Source organism: Pseudomonas sp. MPDS, from assembly GCF_013283895.1.
GTDB lineage: Bacteria > Pseudomonadota > Gammaproteobacteria > Pseudomonadales > Pseudomonadaceae > Aquipseudomonas > Aquipseudomonas rhizophila.
Window position 1 is genome coordinate 3,305,755 of record NZ_CP054128.1, and the last position, 18,916, is coordinate 3,324,670.

The window sequence follows — 18,916 nt, forward strand, 5'->3', positions numbered from 1 at the left end:
TCTCGGTAATCAGGCGGCGATGCGCAGCGCACGGGTGACCGCCACGCCCTCGGCATCGAATAAGTGGCAGTGTTCAGCGTCCAGGTGCAGGTTCAGTTGCTCACCGAAACGGCTCGCCAGGTCGCCGCGCACCCGCATGGTCAAGGCTTCACCGGAGGCGGTGACGACGTGACAGAAGGTGTCGCTGCCCAGACGTTCGCTGACATCGGCGGTGACTTGCAGCGTGCAATCGCCCGGTTGTGCCAGGTTCAAATGCTCCGGGCGAATCCCCAGGGTCACCGCGCCGCCGACGCTCAGGCTGGCCCCACTCATGGGCAGGCTGATCCGGGTGCCGGCGTCCAGCAGGACCTCACAACCCTGGTTATCCAGCCGTGTGACTTTGCCTTTGAGAAAGCCCATTTTTGGCGTACCGAGGAATCCGGCGACAAACAGGTTGGCCGGCTGGTGATACAGCTCCAGCGGCGAGCCGATCTGTTCGACGCGCCCGCTGTTGAGCACCACCACCTTGTCGGCCAGAGTCATGGCTTCGACCTGATCGTGGGTGACGTAGATCATCGTTGCCTGCAGTTCCTTGTGCAGTCGCGCCAGTTCCAGGCGCATCTGCACCCGCAGGGCGGCGTCGAGGTTGGACAAGGGTTCATCGAACAGGAAGATTTTCGGGTTGCGCACGATGGCCCGGCCAATCGCCACACGCTGGCGCTGGCCGCCGGACAACTGCTTGGGCTTGCGTTCAAGCATCGGCCCCAGTTCGAGGATGCGCGCCGCTTCGTTGACCTTTTTCTCGACCTCGGCCTTGGGCACGCCGGCCAGGTCCAGGGCGAAGGACATGTTCTTGCGCACGCTCATGTGCGGGTACAGCGCGTAGGTCTGGAACACCATCGCCAGGTCGCGCTTGGCCGGACTGACTTCGGTGATGTCCCGGCCGTCCAGTTCGATGGTGCCGTCGCTGACTTCTTCCAGGCCGGCGATCAACCGCAGCAGCGTGGACTTGCCACAACCCGACGGGCCGACAAAGACCACGAACTCACGGTCGTTCACCTCAAGGTCTATGCCCTTGATGATGGAGAAACCTTCGAAGCCTTTTTGCAGATTCTTGATTTTCAGGTTGGCCATGATGATGGGCCTCCACTTCTGATAATGGTGTAAGGCGCGTTATTTCACGGCGCCGAAGGACAAACCGCGTACCAGCTGTTTCTGGCTGATCCAGCCGAAAATCAGGATCGGTGCGCAGGCCAGGGTCGAGACGGCCGACAACTTGGCCCAGAACAAGCCTTCGGGGCTGGAGTAGGACGCGATCAGGGCCGTCAGCGGCGCGGCTTTGGACGAGGTGAGGTTCAGCGACCAGAACGCCTCGTTCCAGCACAGGATCAGCGACAGCAGTACGGTGGAGGCCAGGCCACCCTTGGCGATGGGCAACAGGACGCGAACCATTTCCTGCCACAGCGTGGCGCCATCCAGACGCGCGGCTTCAAGGATGTCGCGGGGAATGTCCTTGAAGTAGGTGTAAATCATCCAGACCACGATCGGCAGGTTGATCAGCGTGTAGATGATGATCAACGCAGTCCGCGTGTCCAGCAGGCCAAAGCTCTTGGCCAGCAGGTAGATCGGCATCAGCACGCCCACCGGTGGCAACATTTTGGTGGAGAGCATCCACAGCAACGTGCCCTTGGTGCGCTGGGTTTCATAGAACGCCATGGAGTAGGCTGCCGGCACCGCAATCAGCAGGCAAAGGGCGGTGGCGCTGAAGGAAATCACCACCGAGTTCCAGGCGAAGCTGAAGTAGTTGCTGCGCTCGTTGATGTGCAGGTAGTTCTCCAGCGTCGGCGCGAAGATGAACTGCGGCGGCGTGGCGAACGCGTCGATTTCGGTCTTGAAGCTGGTCAGCACCATCCAGAAGATCGGGAAGAAGATCAGGATCGCGATGGCCCAGGCCAGCGTCCCCAGCAGCAGGCTTTGCAGGCGACGGGATTGTTGAAGTGTCATGGCTGCGGCCTCAGTTCTTGTCGGTGAGGTTTTTGCCGATCATCCGGACCAGGATGATGGCGGCGATATTGGCAATCACCACGGCAATCAAGCCGCCGGCCGAAGCCATGCCGACGTCGAACTGCACCAGCGCCTGGTTGTAGATCAGGTAGGCGAGGTTGGTCGAGGCGTAGCCGGGGCCGCCGTTGGTCGTGGTGAAAATCTCGGCGAACACCGACAGCAGGAAAATGGTTTCAATCATCAGCACCACCGCAATCGGGCGCGCCAGATGGGGCAGGGTCAGATGCCAGAAAATCGCGATGGGCCCCGCGCCATCCAGGCGGGCGGCTTCTTTCTGTTCCTGATCGAGGGACTGCATGGCCGTCATCAGGATCAGGATCGCGAAGGGCAACCATTGCCAGGACACAATGATGATGATCGACAGCAGCGGGTAATGGGCCAGCCAGTCCACCGGCTGCGCGCCGAACAGTTTCCACACCGAGGCGAGAATTCCCGAGACCGGGTGGAAAATCAGGTTCTTCCAGATCAGCGCGCCCACCGTGGGCATGATGAAGAACGGTGAAATCAGCAATACCCGCACGATGCCCCGGCCGAAAAACTCGCTGGCCTCCAGCAGCGCACTGATCAACACCCCGAACACGATGCTGATCAGCAACACGCTGCCCACCAGCAGCAGAGTGTTGGTCGCCCCGGGGACGAAGCCCGAATCGGTCAGGAAGTAAGTGAAATTCTCCAGCCCGACAAATTCGTTCTCGCCGGGGTAAAGCAGGTTGTAGCGGATCAGCGAGAAGTAGACGGTCATGCCCAGTGGCACGATCATCCACAGCAGCAGCAACCCCACCGAGGGGCTGACCAGAAACCAGCCTGGATTGGCCAAGCGGCTTTTGCGAACCGGTGGGGCAATCTCGCTGTGTGCTTTGGCGGTTGTCGTTGAACTATTCATGGCATTGAACCGATTTGTGCGGGCCTACAAAAATCCATTGTGGGAGCGAGCCTGCTCGCGATAGCGCAGGGTCAGGCAACATAGATGTTGAATGTGCCGGCCTTATCGCGAGCAGGCTCGCTCCCACATTGACGTCGGGGTTACTTGGGATAACCTGCGCGTTTCATCTCGCGTTCCGTGGTGGACTGCGCTGCGGTCAACGCCTGGTCCACGGTCTGCTGGCCGGTCAACGCGCCCGAAAAGAACTTGCCGACCTGGGTGCCGATGGCCTGGAACTCAGGAATGGTCACCAACTGGATACCGATATAGGGCACAGGCTTGAGAGTGGGGGCTTTCGGGTCAGCGACTTTCAACGACTCCAGGGTCACCTTGGCAAACGGCGCGGCCTTCATGTAGTCGTCGCTATAGGTCGAGGTACGTGTGCCTGGCGGTACGTTGGCAACGCCATCGGTCTTGGCGACCAATTGGCTGTATTCCTTGGACGTCGCCCACATGGTAAAGACCTTGGCCGCTTCCTTGGCTTTGGAACTGGCGGGGATGGCCAGCGACCAGGAGTACATCCACGAGGTGCCTTTGTCAGTCGTTTCATGGGGGGCGAAGGTGAATCCGACGTGATCGGCCACCTTGCTTTGGGTCTTATCGGTGACGAACGAACCGGCGACGCTGGCATCGACCCAGATTGCACATTTGCCGCTGTTGAACAGCGCCAGGTTCTCGTTGAAACCGTTGCTGGAAGCGCCCGGCGGGCCGGATTTCTTCATGTTGTCGACGTAGAAGTTCAGGGCATTCTTCCACTCGGGGCCATTGAACTGCGGCTGCCACTTCTCATCGAACCAGCGCGCGCCAAAACCGTTGGCCAGGGTCGTGATCAGCGCCATGTTTTCGCCCCAACCAGCCTTGCCTCGCAGACACAGGCCATATTGCTCCTTGGTCTTGTCAGTGAGTTTTTCCGCGAACTCACCGATCTGGGTCCAGGTCGGGTGTTCGGGCATGGTCAGCCCGGCGTCCTTGAACAGGTCGGTGCGGTAGTAGGTGATCGAGCTTTCGGCATAGAACGGCAGGGCGTAGAGCGTGCCCTTGACCGATAGGCCTTCACGCACGGACGGAAAAATATCATCCAGGGCATAACTGGCCGGCAAATCCTTCATCGGCTCCAGCCAACCCTTGGCCCCCCAGAGTGCGGCTTCGTACATGCCGATGGTCAGCACGTCGAACTGCCCGCCCTGGGTGGCGATGTCGGTGGTCAAGCGCTGGCGCAGGACGTTTTCTTCGAGCACCACCCAATTGAGCTTGATGTCCGGGTGCTCAGCCTCGAAGGTCTTCGAGAGCTTTTGCATGCGGATCATGTCGCTGTTGTTGACGGTGGCAATGGTGAGGGTCTGTGCGCCGAAACTGACGCTGCTGAGGGTCATGCAGGTGGAGACAAGCAGAGCTTTTACCGAAGGTTTCATCGCGCACTCCTTTTCCGCGCCCAAGGGCTGCGGAAGGACAGTTATTGTTTTTGTGTCTTCCGGATGAAGGGAAGAATGTGCGCTGATTACAGCCCTCAATCGCCGGCGAGACAAATCATCCGTCGCACTTGCGCTGATACTTTTTTGCACTGGATGGGATTTGGTCTCAGAAGGGGTTAGCTGTGGCGAGGGGATTTATCCCCGCTGTGTGGGAGCAAGGCTTGCCCGCGATGAGGATGACGCGGTCTTCCGGAGAACCGAGGCGCCTGCATCGCGAGCAAGCTTTGCTCCCACATAATCCCGCCACAGGGATAATCCGGGATTGTCAGCCCTGGTTCTGTTCGGTCAACCGCTGCACCGCCAGCCGCCGGTAATGGGAAGGGGTCATGCCCTTGAGCTGCTGAAAGCGCCGGTTGAAGTTGGATATGTTGTTGAAGCCCGATTCAAAACACACGTCCGTCACCGGTTTGTCGCCGTCGGCCAACAACTCGCAGGACTTGCTGATACGCAGGCGATTGACGAACTCGATGAAACAGCGGCCGGTGGCTTGTTTGAAGACGCGGCTGAAGTACGTCGGTTTCATGCCCAGATGGTCGGCCACTTCTTCCAGGGACAGTTCCCGTGCGTAATGGGCAAAGATGTAATCCACCGCGCGGTTGGTACGGTCAACGCTGTGCTCGTCCGCCGGTTGCGCCGCAGTGGCCCCGGAAAGCAACTGATAGTCATCGGTTGCGGCCAGCAGCTCCATCAGGATGAAAAAATGCCCCAGGCGGCTCATGCCTTGGGAATCGGCGATGCGCTGCATCAGGATCATGGCCTGGCGGATAGTGCGCTTGCAGCGAAATTCGATGCCGTACTGGGCGCGCTCCAGCAACGGCGCGACGGTCTTGAGCTCGGCAAACACCTGATGGCCGCTCTCGAACAGCTCGTCGGTAAAATTCACCAGCATGTCACGCTTGGGCACCACTTCGTCCTCGGCGACCTGGCTGATCCAGTTGTGGGGCAGGTTGGGGCCGGTGAGAAACAGCGATTGCGGGTAAAAGTTGCCGATATAGTCACCGATGAATACCTTGCCGGAACTGGCGACGATCAGGTGCAACTCGTATTCCTTATGGAAATGCCAGCGCACCAGCGGGCACGGGAAACCGTGCTGGCGATAGATGATGGACAGCCCGTTATGGTCGTCCATCAGCTCATAGGAAGGGTCGGTGACTCTTGCAGTTCGGGTCATGGCCTGGCGCTTTTATTGTTATTGCCGCTGGATAATGCCCCCTTCGCCGCACGGGTGCTACCCCGTAACGCTTCCCGCCTGACTGTTGCGGTTCTTCTCCTCAATCCACTGGGACATGTATTGAGTGCTCTTGTGCTGGTGATGACGCAACATGCTGCCGGTGAAGTTATCCCGGCGCCGTTGCTCAAGGTCGGCGCGACAGGCTTCGAGGCAATCAATCAGCGCCTGGGCGTGGACCTGTCGGCGGTAACGGTCCGCCAGCAGCGCCAGGCCGTTATCCCGGGCGCGGCTCCAAAGGCTCTGCTCGCGGTACAACTGCACAGCGGCGTGGGCGATATCTTCGGCGCTTTGGGCAATCGCTCCGGGCCAGGGCATTTCACCGTGCATGGCTTCTGCGCCGATGGGTGTGGTGACATTGGGTGTGCCGCACAGCATGGCATCGATCAGCTTGCCCTTGATGCCGGCACCGAAACGCAACGGAGCCAGACAGACACGCGCCGCCGACATGACCTGTAGCGCGTCTTCGGCCCAGTTCATGATGTGAAACCCTTGGGCCGCGTTGTGCAGCGCCGCAGCCTTGGGCGGGGTATAGGCGCCATACAGGTGCAGCTGTGCATCAGGCAGTTGTTGGCGGATCAATGGCCAGATGGCGTTTTTCATCCAGAGCACGGCGTCCCAGTTCGGCGCGTGGCGGAAATTGCCGATGCTGAGGAAATGCGCCCGGTCTTCGAACGGCACGCGTGCTTCGCGCGGCAGGTCCAGCATCAGTGGGCACCAATGCAAGAGGTTGCGGGGCAGTTTGAAGTGCTCTACCAGCAACTCGATCTCGACTTCGGACACCATCAGGCTCAGGTCGCACCGGTACAGGGCGGCGATTTCCCGCTTGGCCAGGTCGGTGCCGGCCATCAACTCGAACGCTTGAGGCAGGTCCTGCGCAAACAGATCGCTGAAATCCTGGGAAACGTCATCCTTCTTCAACCGATCCTTGAGCCGCTGATGCCGGGCGTGGCGCAGGCTTTGCAAGTCGGACGTCTCCAGCACCCGAAGGGCGCCGGGGCAGTGTTTCTCGACCCGCCAGCCGAACTGTTCTTCCATCATGAACTGGTCGAACAACACGATATCCGGGGCCAGTTCAGCGATGAATGTATCGAAACTGCTGCTGTTGAGCTCGATCGGCACTTCGCCGATCCCCAGCGCGATCAGGTCGGCACGGTTCTCGCCAGGGCCCGCGGGACTGCTGAAGGTGATGTCCCAGCCTTGCCCAAGGAAGGCTTCGAGGATCTGCATGACGTGCCCGCTGGCAGCCGATGAACGCGGCTCGGGCCAGACATAGCCGATAACCAGGACCTTGGTGGCGGTGGGTTGACGCATGAGCGGGTGCTTCCTTGGAACGAATCGACGTGGGCGCTATCAGCGCGGGGCGCCGATAGTGACCAACAATTGCGTCAGGCTCAAGAAAGAATGCCGTTGACCTTGTCGCGCAACTGATCGATGGAAAAAGGCTTGCCAATCACCGCCATGCCTTCAGGCACATCGATGCTTTCGGCGTAACCGCTGGCAAACAGAATGGGTAACTGAGGCCGAGCCGATCGGGCCTGCTTGGCCAGCTCGCGACCGTCCATCACCGGCAGGCCGACATCGGTCATCATCAGGGCGATGGGCTGCGCATCGTTACGCAGATACGCCAAGGCCTGTTCGCAGCCGTCCGCTTCCAGTACCTGGTATTCCAGCTCTTCCAGCACGTCGACAATCAACATACGTACGATGTCGTCGTCTTCGACTACCAGAATGGTCGGCTGGGTATCAGGAGCGGGGTTGTGCATGGTAGACATTCTCAGGGGATTGGGTTGGGGAGGTGTGCCAAAAAACGGCCTTATGCATGAGTAAGTAGCGAGGGGGCACAAGTTCCCTGGGTTGTACAAGAAAGGATCTATAGTACAAGAGCTGACAAGGATCGTCGCTTCCTCAGGCTTTTCGTGGAGTTTGCGCCTTTGCCCCGTCAGAATGTGGATCCAACCGGTATTTTTCGGCAAACTCCACGGTTTTCAACTGTCCACCAAGGCTTATTCCATGACTCCTTCGTCTTCGGTTGACGAGCAAAGTTTTCGCAAGCTCCTGAGCCGCAATATCAGCCTGCCACTGGGCATGGGCGCCCTCAGCGCGGTGTTTTTCATTGTGCTGATCACCTATCTGCTGTCGGTGATCCAATGGGTCGGGCATACCGATCGGGTGATCAATAATGCCAATGAAGCGCTCAAGCTGAGCGTGGATCTGGAAACCGGCATGCGCGGCTACCTCCTGACGGGCGACGAGCATTTCCTCGACCCCTATGAAGTGGCCAAACCGCGCATTGCCGTCGCCCTGGAGACATTGTTGGAATTGACAGCCGACAACCCGATCCAGACCGACCGCCTGCATAAAGTGCAAGCGCTCCAGGTGGAGTGGGCCAACTACGCGCAAAGCATGATCGACCTGCAACGCAGCAGTGGCGATTACCGGGGAGCGGTGAAGGCCGGGCGTGGCAAGCGCTTGACCGATGAAATACGCAAGACCTACGAGGATATCGTCGAATCCGAGCAGCAGCTGCGTGCCGAACGCAACGACCAGGTGCGCACCACCACCCTCTGGAGCATCGCTCTGTACCTGTTGTTCGTGGCCGCCGTCAGCGGCTTGCTGGCCTATGTCGGGCGCCGGGATCTGTTGGGGCTGTCCAACAATTACAGCGCCAGCCTGAAGGTCCAGCAGCAGAGTGCTTTGCATCTGGAAAAACAGGCCTGGCTGCGCAATGGCCAGACGCTACTGGCCGAGCAGGTTCTGGGGCAACTGACGTTGAACCTGCTGGGACGCAACATCCTGCAGTTCTGTGCCCAATACATGGGCGCTGTAGTGGCCGCACTGTATGCGCGGGAAGAAAGCGGCCTGCTCAGGCGCGTCGCCACCTACGGCATGTCCCGAGAGGATGAAGAGCAAAAGCAACAGGTGATCGTTGTCGGCGAAGGCATCGCTGGCCAGGCGGTCCAACAGGCGCGACTCATCCGCCTGGATGACGTGCCCGACGACTACCTGAAAGTCAGTTCGGGGTTGGGCCAGGGTTTGCCCAACAGCGTACTGGTCATGCCCACCAGTGACGATGACCGGATCAACGGCGTTGTCGAACTGGGCTTCCTGCGACCTGTGACCGATCGCGATATCGAACTGCTGGAACTGGTGGCCGGCAATATTGGCACCTCCATCGAAGCGGCCCGTTACCGGCAGCGTTTGCAGGAAGTCCTCGCCGAAACCCAGCAACTGAACGAAGAGCTGCAAGTTCAGCAGGAAGAACTCCGGACCGCCAACGAAGAGCTGGAAGAGCAGTCACGCATCCTCAAGGAGTCCCAGGCGCATCTGGAAGCCCAACAACAGGAACTGGAGCAGACCAACGAGCAACTGGCTGAACAACGCGACGCCATGGACCAGAAGAACAGCGAGCTGAACCTGGCGCAGATCCAGTTGCAGGAACGCGCCGAAGAGTTGCAGCGTTCGAGCAAATACAAGTCCGAGTTCCTGGCGAACATGTCCCATGAACTGCGTACACCGCTCAACAGCTCACTGATCCTGTCCAAACTGCTGGCGGAGAATCCGCAGCAGAACCTCAACGAGGAACAGGTGAAATTTGCCGAGTCGATCTATTCCGCCGGTAACGATCTGCTGAACCTGATCAATGACATTCTCGACATTTCCAAGGTCGAGGCCGGGAAACTGGAAGTGCGTCCGGAGAACACCGGCGTGACGCGCCTGGTGGAAGGCTTGCGTGACATGTTCATGCCCCTGGCGACGGAAAAAGGCCTGAGCTTCGAGGTGCAACTGCTGCCCGACGCCCCGGCCATGCTGTATACCGACCGCCAGCGTCTGGAGCAGGTACTTAAGAACCTGCTGTCCAACGCCATCAAGTTCACCGAGAAAGGCACGGTATGCCTGACGGTGGCCGGTCAGGCCGGGGCGGGCATCGCGTTCATGGTGCGGGACTCAGGAATCGGCATCGCCGCCGATCAGCAACAAAGCATCTTTGAAGCCTTCCGCCAGGCCGATGGCACTACGAATCGCCGGTACGGCGGGACCGGTTTGGGCCTGTCGATTTCCCGTGACCTGGCCACCTTGCTCGGCGGCTCGATTTCTGTCTCCAGCGAACCGGGGCAGGGCAGTGTGTTTACGCTGGTATTGCCAGAACGCTATGTCGAGTCGGGTGAGCCGCTGGTAGAACCGGGGATGTTCACTGCGACCACCACAATGGCGCCACCCGCGCCCCCTGAACCCGTCAGCGCACCGCTGATCGCCCAGGTCGATGTGCCCGTCGCCCCCTTCGCCGATGACCGCGACAAGGCACCGTTCAACACCCGCTGCATTCTGGTGATCGAAGACGAGCCCAGCTTTGCCCGGATCCTGTTCGACCTGGCCCACGAACTCGGTTACCAATGCCTGGTGGCCCAAGGTGCCGATGAAGGCTTCGACCTGGCTTCGCAATTGAGCCCCGATGCAATCCTGCTGGACATGCGCCTGCCGGATCACTCCGGGCTGACGGTATTGCAGCGGCTCAAGGAGCAACCTGGAACCCGGCACATCCCGGTACATGTGATTTCCGTCGAGGATCGCGTAGAAGCCGCGATGCACATGGGCGCCGTCGGCTATGCGGTCAAACCGACTTCTCGCGAAGAACTCAAGGAGGTATTCGCCCGCCTGGAAGCCAAGCTGACCCAGAAGGTCAAGCGGGTGCTGCTGGTGGAGGACGATGATTTGCAACGCGACAGCATCACCCGGCTGATCGGTGACGATGACATCGAGATCACCGCTGTCGGCCTGGCGCAGCAAGCCCTGGACCTGCTGCGAAGCAACGTCTACGACTGCATGATCATCGACCTGAAGCTGCCTGACATGCTGGGCAATGACCTGCTCAAGCGTATGTCCACCGAAGATATCTGCTCATTCCCGCCCGTGATCGTCTACACCGGACGCAACCTGACCCGCGATGAAGAAGCCGAACTGCGCAAGTATTCACGCTCGATCATCATCAAGGGCGCCCGTTCGCCGGAGCGGTTGCTGGACGAAGTGACACTTTTTCTGCACAAAGTCGAATCCCGGTTGTCCCATGAACGGCAGCGGATGCTCAGGACCGCCCGCAGCCGCGACAAGGTTTTCGAGGGCCGTAAAGTGCTGCTGGTGGACGATGATGTGCGCAACATTTTCGCCCTGACCAGTGCCCTGGAGGCCAAGGGGGCGATCGTCGTCATCGGCCGTAACGGCTATGAAGCGATCGAGCGTCTGAACGAAGTCGACGACATCGACCTGGTGCTGATGGATGTGATGATGCCGGAGATGGACGGTTTCGAGGCCACCGCGCTGATCCGCAAGGACCCGCGCTGGCGCAAGCTGCCCATCATTGCCGTGACGGCCAAGGCCATGAAGGATGATCAGGAGCGCTGCCTGGCGGCCGGTTCCAACGATTACCTGGCCAAGCCGATCGATCTGGATCGTCTGTTCTCGCTGATTCGCGTGTGGTTGCCGAATATGGAAAGAATTTAGTGGAACGTAACACTGACATTGAAATCCGTTTGTTGATCGACGCGATCTACCTCAAGTACAGCTACGATTTTCGGGACTATTCCGGCGCCTCCATCAAGCGCCGGGTCCAGCACGCGCTGAGCCAGTTCGAGTGCAAGACCATCTCGGCACTGCAGGAGCGCGTGTTGCACGACCCGGGCATGTTCATGCAACTGCTGCAACTGTTGACGATCCCTGTCAGTGAGATGTTTCGCGACCCGTCGCATTTCCTGGCGATCCGCGAAGAAGTGGTGCCGCTGCTCAAGACCTATCCTTCGATCAAGATCTGGATCGCCGGTTGCAGCACCGGGGAGGAGGTCTATTCCATGGCGATCCTGCTGCGCGAGGAAGGGCTGCTGGACCGCACGCTGATTTATGCCACCGACATCAATCCGCGGTCCCTGGAAAAAGCCAAGCAGGGCATTTTTTCGCTCGAGAACGTACGGGCCTACACCCAGAATTATCAGCGCGCGGGAGGGCGGCGATCATTTGCCGATTACTACACCGCCGCCTACGATTACGCGATGTTCGACAAAACCCTGCGCGAGAACGTGACCTTTGCCGATCACAGCCTGGCGACTGATAGCGTATTCTCAGAAACTCAGTTAATTTCATGTCGTAACGTCTTGATATATTTTAACAAAAAGCTGCAAGATCGCGCGTTCGGATTGTTCCATGAGTCCCTCTGTCACCGTGGTTTCCTGGTACTGGGCAGTAAAGAGACACTGGATTTTTCGTCTTTCGGCAAGCAATTCGAGCCGTTGGTCAAACAGGAACGGATCTATCGCAAGTTATGAATCAGACGATGCACAGATCCAGATCGCCCATTCAAGCCATTGTCGTCGGTGCATCCGCCGGCGGCGTCGAAGCGCTGCTCAAAGTCTTCGGGCAACTGCCAAAGGGCTTCGGCGTACCCATTCTGGTCGTGTTGCATCTGCCCGATGAGCGTGACAGCCAGATGGCCCAGGTCTTCGGCCATCGTCTGGCGATACCGGTGCAGGAAGCTCAGGACAAGCAGAACATTCAACCGGGCACTTTGTATGTAGCCACACCCGGCTATCACCTGTCGGTCGAGGCCGACCGCAGTCTTTCGTTAAGCCTGGAGGAACCGGTGCACCATTCGCGGCCGTCGATAGATGTGCTGTTCGAATCCGCCGCCGACGCCTTCGGTCCGAACCTGCTGGCGGTAGTGCTGACCGGCGCCAACAACGACGGTGCCCAGGGCCTGGCCAAGGTCCGGGAGCTGGGTGGAATCACGGTGGTCCAGGACCCCGGCGAAGCGCAGGTTTCGACCATGCCCGAAGCAGCACTTGCCCTGCAAGAGCCCGACCATATCCTCACTTTGCAAGGCATCGGCCAATTGTTGGCCGCTCTGGAATGAACCACATGCCAAGAGATATTCAAGCCAAACTGCTGATCGTCGACGATCTGCCAGAAAATCTGTTGGCCCTGGAAGCGCTGATCAAACTCGACGGCCGCCAGGTTTTCAAAGCGCTGTCGGCCGATGAGGCGCTGTCCTTGCTGCTGCAACACGACTTTGCCCTGGCCATCATCGATGTACAGATGCCGGGAATGAACGGCTTTGAACTGGCCGAGCTGATGCGCGGCACGGAGAAGACCCGTAGCATTCCTATCATCTTTGTCAGCGCCGCCGGCCGTGAGCGCAACTATGCCTTCACCGGCTATGAAAGTGGCGCGGTGGACTTCCTGCACAAGCCGCTGGACAACCACGCCGTCAAAAGCAAGGTCAATGTGTTCGTCGAGCTGTATCGCCAGAGAAAGGCGATGAAGGAGCAGGTCATTGCATTGCAGGAGAGCCGCCGCGAGCAGGAGGCCTTGTTGCAGCAGTTGCAGGCTACTCGCAGCGAGCTGGAACAGGCGGTTCGCATGCGTGATGACTTCATGTCGATCGTTGCCCACGAGGTCCGTACGCCTCTCAACGGCCTGATTCTCGAGACGCAACTGCGCAAGATGCACCTGGCCCGGGACAACGCCGCCGCCTTCAGCCTGGATAAGGTGCAAGCGATGGTCGAGCGCGACGAGCGCCAGATCAAGAGCCTGATCCGGCTGATCGAGGACATGCTCGACGTGTCGCGGATTCGTACTGGCAAATTGTCCATTCGACCAAGCCGCTTCAACCTGACGACACTGGTTGAAAACCTGCTGCGCAACTTCCAGCCGCAGATCGCGGCGGCCGAATGCACATTGACGTGCTCGACCGAGCCGTCGGTGGAGGGACAATGGGATGAGTTTCGTATCGAACAAGTGGTGTCGAACCTGCTGACCAACGCCTTGCGCTACGGCGGGAAAAGCCCGATCGAGGTGCGCGTCTACAAAACGCCTGACCATGCTTGCGTCGAAGTCCAGGATCACGGTATCGGCATCAGCGAGGAAAACCAGCAGCGCATCTTCCAGCAGTTCGAGCGGGTGTCGTCCAAAGCCGTCGCATCCGGCCTGGGCCTGGGGTTATTCATCTCCGAGCAGATTGTGACCGCCCATGGCGGTACTATTACGGTCAATAGCCGCCTCAATGAAGGGGCGTTGTTTCGCGTCTGCCTGCCTTTGCAGAAAACGGTCCTGGCCAAAACCGTCGAACAGACGCAACCTCTGAGTGACCCTACGGTCGTATCAGCAGCTATTGATCGAACAAAGGCTTCTCATGAGTGAAGATGCGCAAGACGTTGTACTGATCGTCGAGGATGACCCGTCGATCCTGATGGTATTGTCGGCCTACCTGTCGGGCGAGGGGTATCGAGTGCTGCAGGCCGAAAACGGTGAGCAGGCGTTCGAGATCCTCGCCAGCAAGCCCCACCTGGACATGATGATCACCGACTTCCGCCTGCCCGGTGGTATCACCGGCGTGCAGATCGCTGAACCGGCGGTCCGGTTGCGACCCGACCTGAAAGTCATCTTTATCAGCGGTTATGCCCAGGAAGTGCGCGACACCGACAGCCCCATCACCCGCAAGGCGCCGATCCTGGGCAAACCGTTCGACCTGGATGTGTTGCAGGACATGATGCGGACGATGTTGTCCTAGGCCTGTAAAAGCAGGGTGCAGGGCGGGATTTTGTGGGAGCAGGCTTTGCTGCCACAAAATCCTTGATCACGGGCGCACGGTCGGCTGATATCCGGGCATTGCCTCAAACCTTGATCATCTCCCGCACCTTGGCCGTCAACAGGTCAAAGGTGAACGGTTTGGTGATCATCTGCATGCCCGGGTCCAGGAAGCCGCCGCGCACCGCTGCATGCTCAGCATAACCGGTGATGAACAGTACCCGCAGGTCCGGGCGGATCTGCCGGCCGATTTCCGCCAGTTGCCTGCCGTTCATGCCTGGCAGGCCCACGTCACTGATCAGCAGATCGATGCGCTGGCTTGACTGAAGGATCGGCACCGCGCCGTCAGCATCGGCTGCCTCGACGAAGGCATAACCCAGCTCGCTCAGTACGGCGCTGACCAGCACCCGCACCGCCGGGTCGTCCTCGACGATCAGCACGGTCTCACCGTCTTGTGCGTACGGGGCGTGTTGTGTATCGACCCGTGGTTCGTGAACCTCTTCACCGACGAAACGCGGCAGATAGAGGCTCACGGTTGTGCCTTTGCCGACTTCACTGTCAATCGTCACGTGACCACGCGACTGCTTGCTGAACCCATAGATCATCGACAAGCCCAGCCCGGTGCCCTGGCCGATCGGCTTGGTGGTGAAAAACGGGTCGAACGCACGATTGATGACCGCTTCGGGCATTCCGCAACCGGAATCCTGCACACTCAGCACGACGTAATCGCCCGGCTCCAGGTTGGTATAAGCCTGGGTGAAGTCGGCATCCAGGTGTTGATTGAGCGTCTTGACCACCAGTTGCCCACCGTCGGGCATTGCGTCCCGAGCATTGAGTACCAGGTTGAGTAGGGCGCTTTCCAGTTGGTTTGGGTCGGCTTCGGCGATCCAGAGCTGGTCGTCCAGTTCCATGTCCAGCCGGATACTCTCGTTGAGGCTGCGCTGCAGCAGCTCGCCCATGGACAGCACCAGGGTGTTCATCTGCACCGCTTTGGAGTCCAGCGATTGGCGGCGGGAGAAGGCCAGCAAACGATGCGTCAGGCCGGCTGCGCGATTGGCCGATGTCACCCCCAGGTCGATCAGGCTGTCCAGATCCTCGGTGCGGCCTCGGGCCAGGCGCCGGCGCAACAGTTCGAGGCTGCCGATGATCCCGGTGAGCATGTTGTTGAAGTCATGGGCGATCCCCCCCGTGAGTTGCCCGACCGCTTCCATTTTTTGCGACTGGCGCAAGGCCTCTTCGTTGTGGCGCAGTTGGGCCGTGCGTTCTTCCACTTGTTGCTCAAGGGTCTCCAGGGTGGTTTGCAGGCGCAGCTCGCTGTTGCTCAGGTCGATCAGCCGGTCTCGGGCTTCATATTGCCTGCGCCGGCCCCGCAGGGCGGTGGTGACCACGCTGACCAGGGTTATTGGGTGAAAAGGGCGCTCGAGGAACGTTACGTTGCCCAACTGAGTGCCGATACGCGCCGCCGGGTTCTGTTCCGGCCCGCCGTGGTGGGTCAACAATACGATTGGCAAGTCTGACCAGGCCGGTTGCTCTTCGATATGCAACAACAGCGTTTCCAGCTCCGGCCCGACCAGGGCTTCGGAGGAAATCACCAACAGGCCGGCGCCGTGCTCCAGCTCTTCGCACAAGTGGCCCAGATGCTGGCAGATAAGGCCGCCGAAGCCGGCTTCGCGCAGGATCATCAGGGCGATCTGGCTGTCGCGCCCCAGCGGTGCGAGGATCAACGCCCGCTCCGACAGGGGCTCGACCAGCGTCACTGTTGATCATCCTTGAGCAACGGATTATCCGCTCCCATATAGTTCGGCACCCCACGCAATACCCCCTGGAATGCTTCCAGCGGCTCGCCGATGGTCATGCCCTCGCTGCTGATGCGGTATTCGCGAATAGTGGATTCATGGCTACCGGTGCGTTTCTTGATGATGGAGATCGCTCGACGAACTTTGCCCAGCGCTTCGAAATAACGCAACAGAATCACCGTGTCGGCCAGGTAGGTAATGTCCACCGGGGCCTGCATATCGCCCACCAGACCGTGTTGCGCAACGGTCATGAAGGTCGCAGCGCCCCTGCGGTTCAGGTAGAGCAGCAGTTCATGTACGTGCAGCACCAAGGCGTTTTCTTCCGGCATGGCGGCCTGGTAGCCATTGATACTGTCGATCACGACCGTCTTGATGTTACCTTCATCGACGCAACGGCGTACCCGATGGGAGAATTCGCCAGGAGACAATTCAGCGGCGTCCACCTGCTCGATCACCAGGTTGCCGGTCCGTCTCAATGCTTCCAGGTCGATGCCGACGTTTCTCATGCGCTCGAACAGCAAGCCCAACTCTTCATCGAAGATGAACAGCGCGGCTTTTTCGCCACGCTGCACGGCAGCCGCAGCGAAAATCATCGAAATCAGCGACTTGCCGGTGCCGGCCGGACCCAGGATCAAAGTGCTGGAGCCTGTCTCGATGCCACCGCCCAGCAAGGCATCCACGCCATCGAGGCCGCTGGACAGTTGCTGGCGCAGGTATTGTCCACGGTGTTCGGCGGCCACCAGGCGTGGGAAGACATGAATGCCGTCGCCCATGATGGTGAAGTCGTGAAAGCCGCCACGGTATTTCTGCCCGCGATACTTGACCACCCGAATGCGTCGCCGCTCGGCGCCATAATTGGGTGTCAGTTCTTCCAGGCGAATCACCCCATGGGCGACGCTGTGCACGGTCTTGTCCAGGGATTCGGTGGTCAGGTCATCAAGCAGCAGCACCGTGGCGTCGTAGCGCACAAAGTAATGCTTGATCGCCAGGATCTGCCGGCGATAGCGCAGTGAGCTTTGCGCCAGCAGGCGGATCTCCGACAGGCTGTCGAGCACCACCCGGGTCGGCTTGACCCGCTCGACCACCTCGAAAATCTGCCGGGTCGCTTCCCCCAGCTCCAGGTCCGAGGAGTACAGCAGGCTTTGCTGATGCTCGGCGTTGAGCAGGCTCTCAGGAGGGGTCAGCTCGAAGATATGCACGTTCTCGTCGATCGTCCAACCGTGGGACGCCGCGCCTTGGCGCAACTCACGCTCGGTTTCCGACAGGGTGATGTACAAGGAACGCTCGCCGGCCTGGGCACCGGCCAAGAGGAATTGCAACGCGACCGTGGTCTTGCCGGTCCCGGGTTCCCCTTCCAGCAGGAACACATGGCCGCGGGACAAGCCACCGGAAAGGATGTCATCCAGCCCTTCGATACCGGTGGCGGCTTTAGCGCTGATCAACTCGTTAGATGTAGACAAAAAAAGCCCTCTCATGACTAGGGAAGTGGGCAGCAGGCTGGAGTACGCCTGAAAATGAACTGCCTGAACACTTGACCTTTTGCCGTGATCACGGTTCCGCTTTCGTTGACAAAACGAGGTGTACTGCTCAATTTTCTGGCAGCGGGGCAACGCCTACAGGCCTTGCTGCAGCGCCGGATCATCGGGGTTGAGTTGCTCCAGTTGCGCCAACAGGATCTGCACATTCTGCAACTGCCCGGACTCCTTCCAGTAGTTGATCAGCAGCACCCGCGCCCTGCGATCAGCCGGGTAGCGCTGAACGATTTCCTGCAACTGTTTCTGCGCTGCTTCCAGCTCCTGTTCTGCATACAGGGTGGTTGCCAGGTCATAACGGTAATGTCGGTTATCGGGCTCAAGCTCCACGGCTTTTGCCAAACCAAGCAGCGCGTACTCCGACTGGCCATGGTGCAGCAGCCACAGACCCAATGCATGTTGCAGATAAGCCGACTCCGGCTGGGTTTTCAACTGTTGGGCAAGCAATTGACGTGCAGCGTCGGCCTGGCCCTGTTTGTCCAGCACGTCGATTTGCATGACCAGCGCCGGCAGGTTGTTCGATTGCAGGCGCAGGACTTGTTCCAGCGCCAACTGAGCCTTTTTCAGTTCAGCGTTATGCAGATGCAGCCGGGCCAGCTGATAGTGGGACTCGGCGGTTGGTGGACCGTCTTCAAGCATCTGCTCCCACATGCCGATGACAAGCTGCATGGGCCCGAAGTACAAACCAAGCTCATCCGGCGATAGGCCCAGCAACGCGTTCACTGCGGCGAAGCGGACGCTTGGGTCTTGATCTTCGAGCAACGGCCCCAGCAACAGGCTGCGTTGGCCGGTTGGCACCAGCCCGCTGATGCTGCCGATGGCCGCTCGACGCACATCCGGCGACTCGCTGTGCAGGTCCGCGTCCGCCAGTTTCAGGGCTTGGGGGCTTGGGTAGTTCGGTAGCTCGGCGTGCAGCCATACCCGGCGCTTGGGCGACAGGTCCGGGCGACCCAATTGCTGATAGAGCATCCGCGCCGCCCCTGGCTGCCCATTGCGTGCGTGCTCAAGGGCTTCACTGTAGCCACGCTTGATTGCCTCGGGAATTTGCGGCGTGGTGCTGCGTAGCCACATTGCGACTAGACCGATTACCAACAGGACAGACAGGCTGAGCAACAGATAGCGGCGAGGCGAGGGCATGCAGGTAGTCCATAACCAGGAAGCGTGAAATGCCGCAAGCTTCGGTCAGGTGCGGGCTTGAGTCAAACCTTGAAAGAATCTGCAGATAACCCGGTGGGAGCGAGCCTGCTCGCGATAGCGGTATATCGGTTGGCATTTGAGTTGACTGACCCAGCGCCATCGCGAGCAGGCTCGCTCCCACCGGGCGTTTACAGCAGGCAAAAAAAGCCCCGCGT

The 18,916-nt window shown here is 59.6% G+C and carries 15 protein-coding genes; 5 read left to right on the forward strand and 10 right to left on the reverse strand.

The window, feature by feature from the left end:
* Positions 1-9: 9 nt before the first annotated feature.
* From HQ912_RS14550 to HQ912_RS14580, 7 genes are all read right to left on the reverse strand, one after another.
* A complete protein-coding gene (locus HQ912_RS14550; protein ID WP_173406939.1) occupies positions 10-1,113 on the reverse strand; it encodes an ABC transporter ATP-binding protein in 1,104 nt (367 codons plus the stop codon).
* 39 nt (positions 1,114-1,152) lie between these two features.
* A complete protein-coding gene (locus HQ912_RS14555; protein ID WP_173406940.1) occupies positions 1,153-1,983 on the reverse strand; it encodes a carbohydrate ABC transporter permease in 831 nt (276 codons plus the stop codon).
* Positions 1,984-1,993: 10 nt separating this feature from the next.
* Positions 1,994-2,926, reverse strand: coding sequence for a carbohydrate ABC transporter permease (locus HQ912_RS14560; protein ID WP_047229110.1), 933 nt, complete (start codon positions 2,924-2,926; stop codon positions 1,994-1,996).
* 140 nt (positions 2,927-3,066) lie between these two features.
* Positions 3,067-4,377 carry an ABC transporter substrate-binding protein gene (locus HQ912_RS14565; RefSeq protein ID WP_047229109.1) on the reverse strand — a complete coding sequence of 437 codons (1,311 nt, stop codon included), beginning with the start codon at positions 4,375-4,377 and terminating at the stop codon, positions 3,067-3,069.
* 325 nt (positions 4,378-4,702) lie between these two features.
* A complete protein-coding gene (locus HQ912_RS14570; RefSeq protein ID WP_047229108.1) occupies positions 4,703-5,608 on the reverse strand; it encodes an AraC family transcriptional regulator in 906 nt (301 codons plus the stop codon).
* A 57-nt stretch (positions 5,609-5,665) separates the two neighbouring features.
* On the reverse strand, positions 5,666-6,979 hold the full coding sequence (locus tag HQ912_RS14575) for a glycosyltransferase (protein ID WP_173406941.1): 1,314 nt from the start codon (positions 6,977-6,979) through the stop codon (positions 5,666-5,668).
* Positions 6,980-7,059: 80 nt separating this feature from the next.
* Positions 7,060-7,431, reverse strand: a complete 372-nt coding sequence (locus tag HQ912_RS14580; RefSeq protein WP_047229106.1) for a response regulator — start codon at positions 7,429-7,431, stop codon at positions 7,060-7,062.
* Positions 7,432-7,678: 247 nt separating this feature from the next.
* Between HQ912_RS14580 and HQ912_RS14585 the strand changes: the two genes are divergently transcribed.
* From HQ912_RS14585 to HQ912_RS14605, 5 genes are read left to right on the forward strand one after another with little or no spacing between them, the layout of a single operon-like run.
* A complete protein-coding gene (locus HQ912_RS14585) occupies positions 7,679-11,164 on the forward strand; it encodes a response regulator (RefSeq protein ID WP_173406942.1) in 3,486 nt (1,161 codons plus the stop codon).
* On the forward strand, positions 11,164-11,979 hold the full coding sequence (locus tag HQ912_RS14590; protein WP_047229105.1) for a CheR family methyltransferase: 816 nt from the start codon (positions 11,164-11,166) through the stop codon (positions 11,977-11,979). Before HQ912_RS14585 ends, HQ912_RS14590 begins: the two co-directional genes overlap by 1 nt.
* A complete protein-coding gene (locus HQ912_RS14595) occupies positions 11,976-12,563 on the forward strand; it encodes a chemotaxis protein CheB (protein ID WP_047229104.1) in 588 nt (195 codons plus the stop codon). Before HQ912_RS14590 ends, HQ912_RS14595 begins: the two co-directional genes overlap by 4 nt.
* 5 nt (positions 12,564-12,568) lie before the next feature.
* Positions 12,569-13,849: a hybrid sensor histidine kinase/response regulator gene (locus tag HQ912_RS14600; protein ID WP_047229103.1), complete on the forward strand. Its 1,281-nt coding sequence runs from the start codon at positions 12,569-12,571 to the stop codon at positions 13,847-13,849.
* Positions 13,842-14,219 carry a response regulator gene (locus HQ912_RS14605; RefSeq protein WP_047229102.1) on the forward strand — a complete coding sequence of 126 codons (378 nt, stop codon included), beginning with the start codon at positions 13,842-13,844 and terminating at the stop codon, positions 14,217-14,219. The genes HQ912_RS14600 and HQ912_RS14605 overlap by 8 nt, the downstream gene beginning before the upstream one ends.
* A gap of 103 nt (positions 14,220-14,322) precedes the next feature.
* On the opposite strand, the gene HQ912_RS14610 is transcribed toward HQ912_RS14605, so the two are convergent.
* From HQ912_RS14610 to HQ912_RS14620, 3 genes are all read right to left on the reverse strand, one after another.
* Positions 14,323-15,993: an ATP-binding protein gene (locus HQ912_RS14610; protein WP_047229101.1), complete on the reverse strand. Its 1,671-nt coding sequence runs from the start codon at positions 15,991-15,993 to the stop codon at positions 14,323-14,325.
* Positions 15,990-17,492, reverse strand: a complete 1,503-nt coding sequence (locus tag HQ912_RS14615; protein WP_160892396.1) for an ATPase domain-containing protein — start codon at positions 17,490-17,492, stop codon at positions 15,990-15,992. The genes HQ912_RS14610 and HQ912_RS14615 overlap by 4 nt, the downstream gene beginning before the upstream one ends.
* Before the next feature lie 153 nt (positions 17,493-17,645).
* Positions 17,646-18,701 (reverse strand): HEAT repeat domain-containing protein, encoded by a 1,056-nt coding sequence (locus HQ912_RS14620; RefSeq protein WP_173406943.1) that lies wholly within the window; start codon positions 18,699-18,701, stop codon positions 17,646-17,648.
* Between the last annotated feature and the right edge of the window lie 215 nt (positions 18,702-18,916).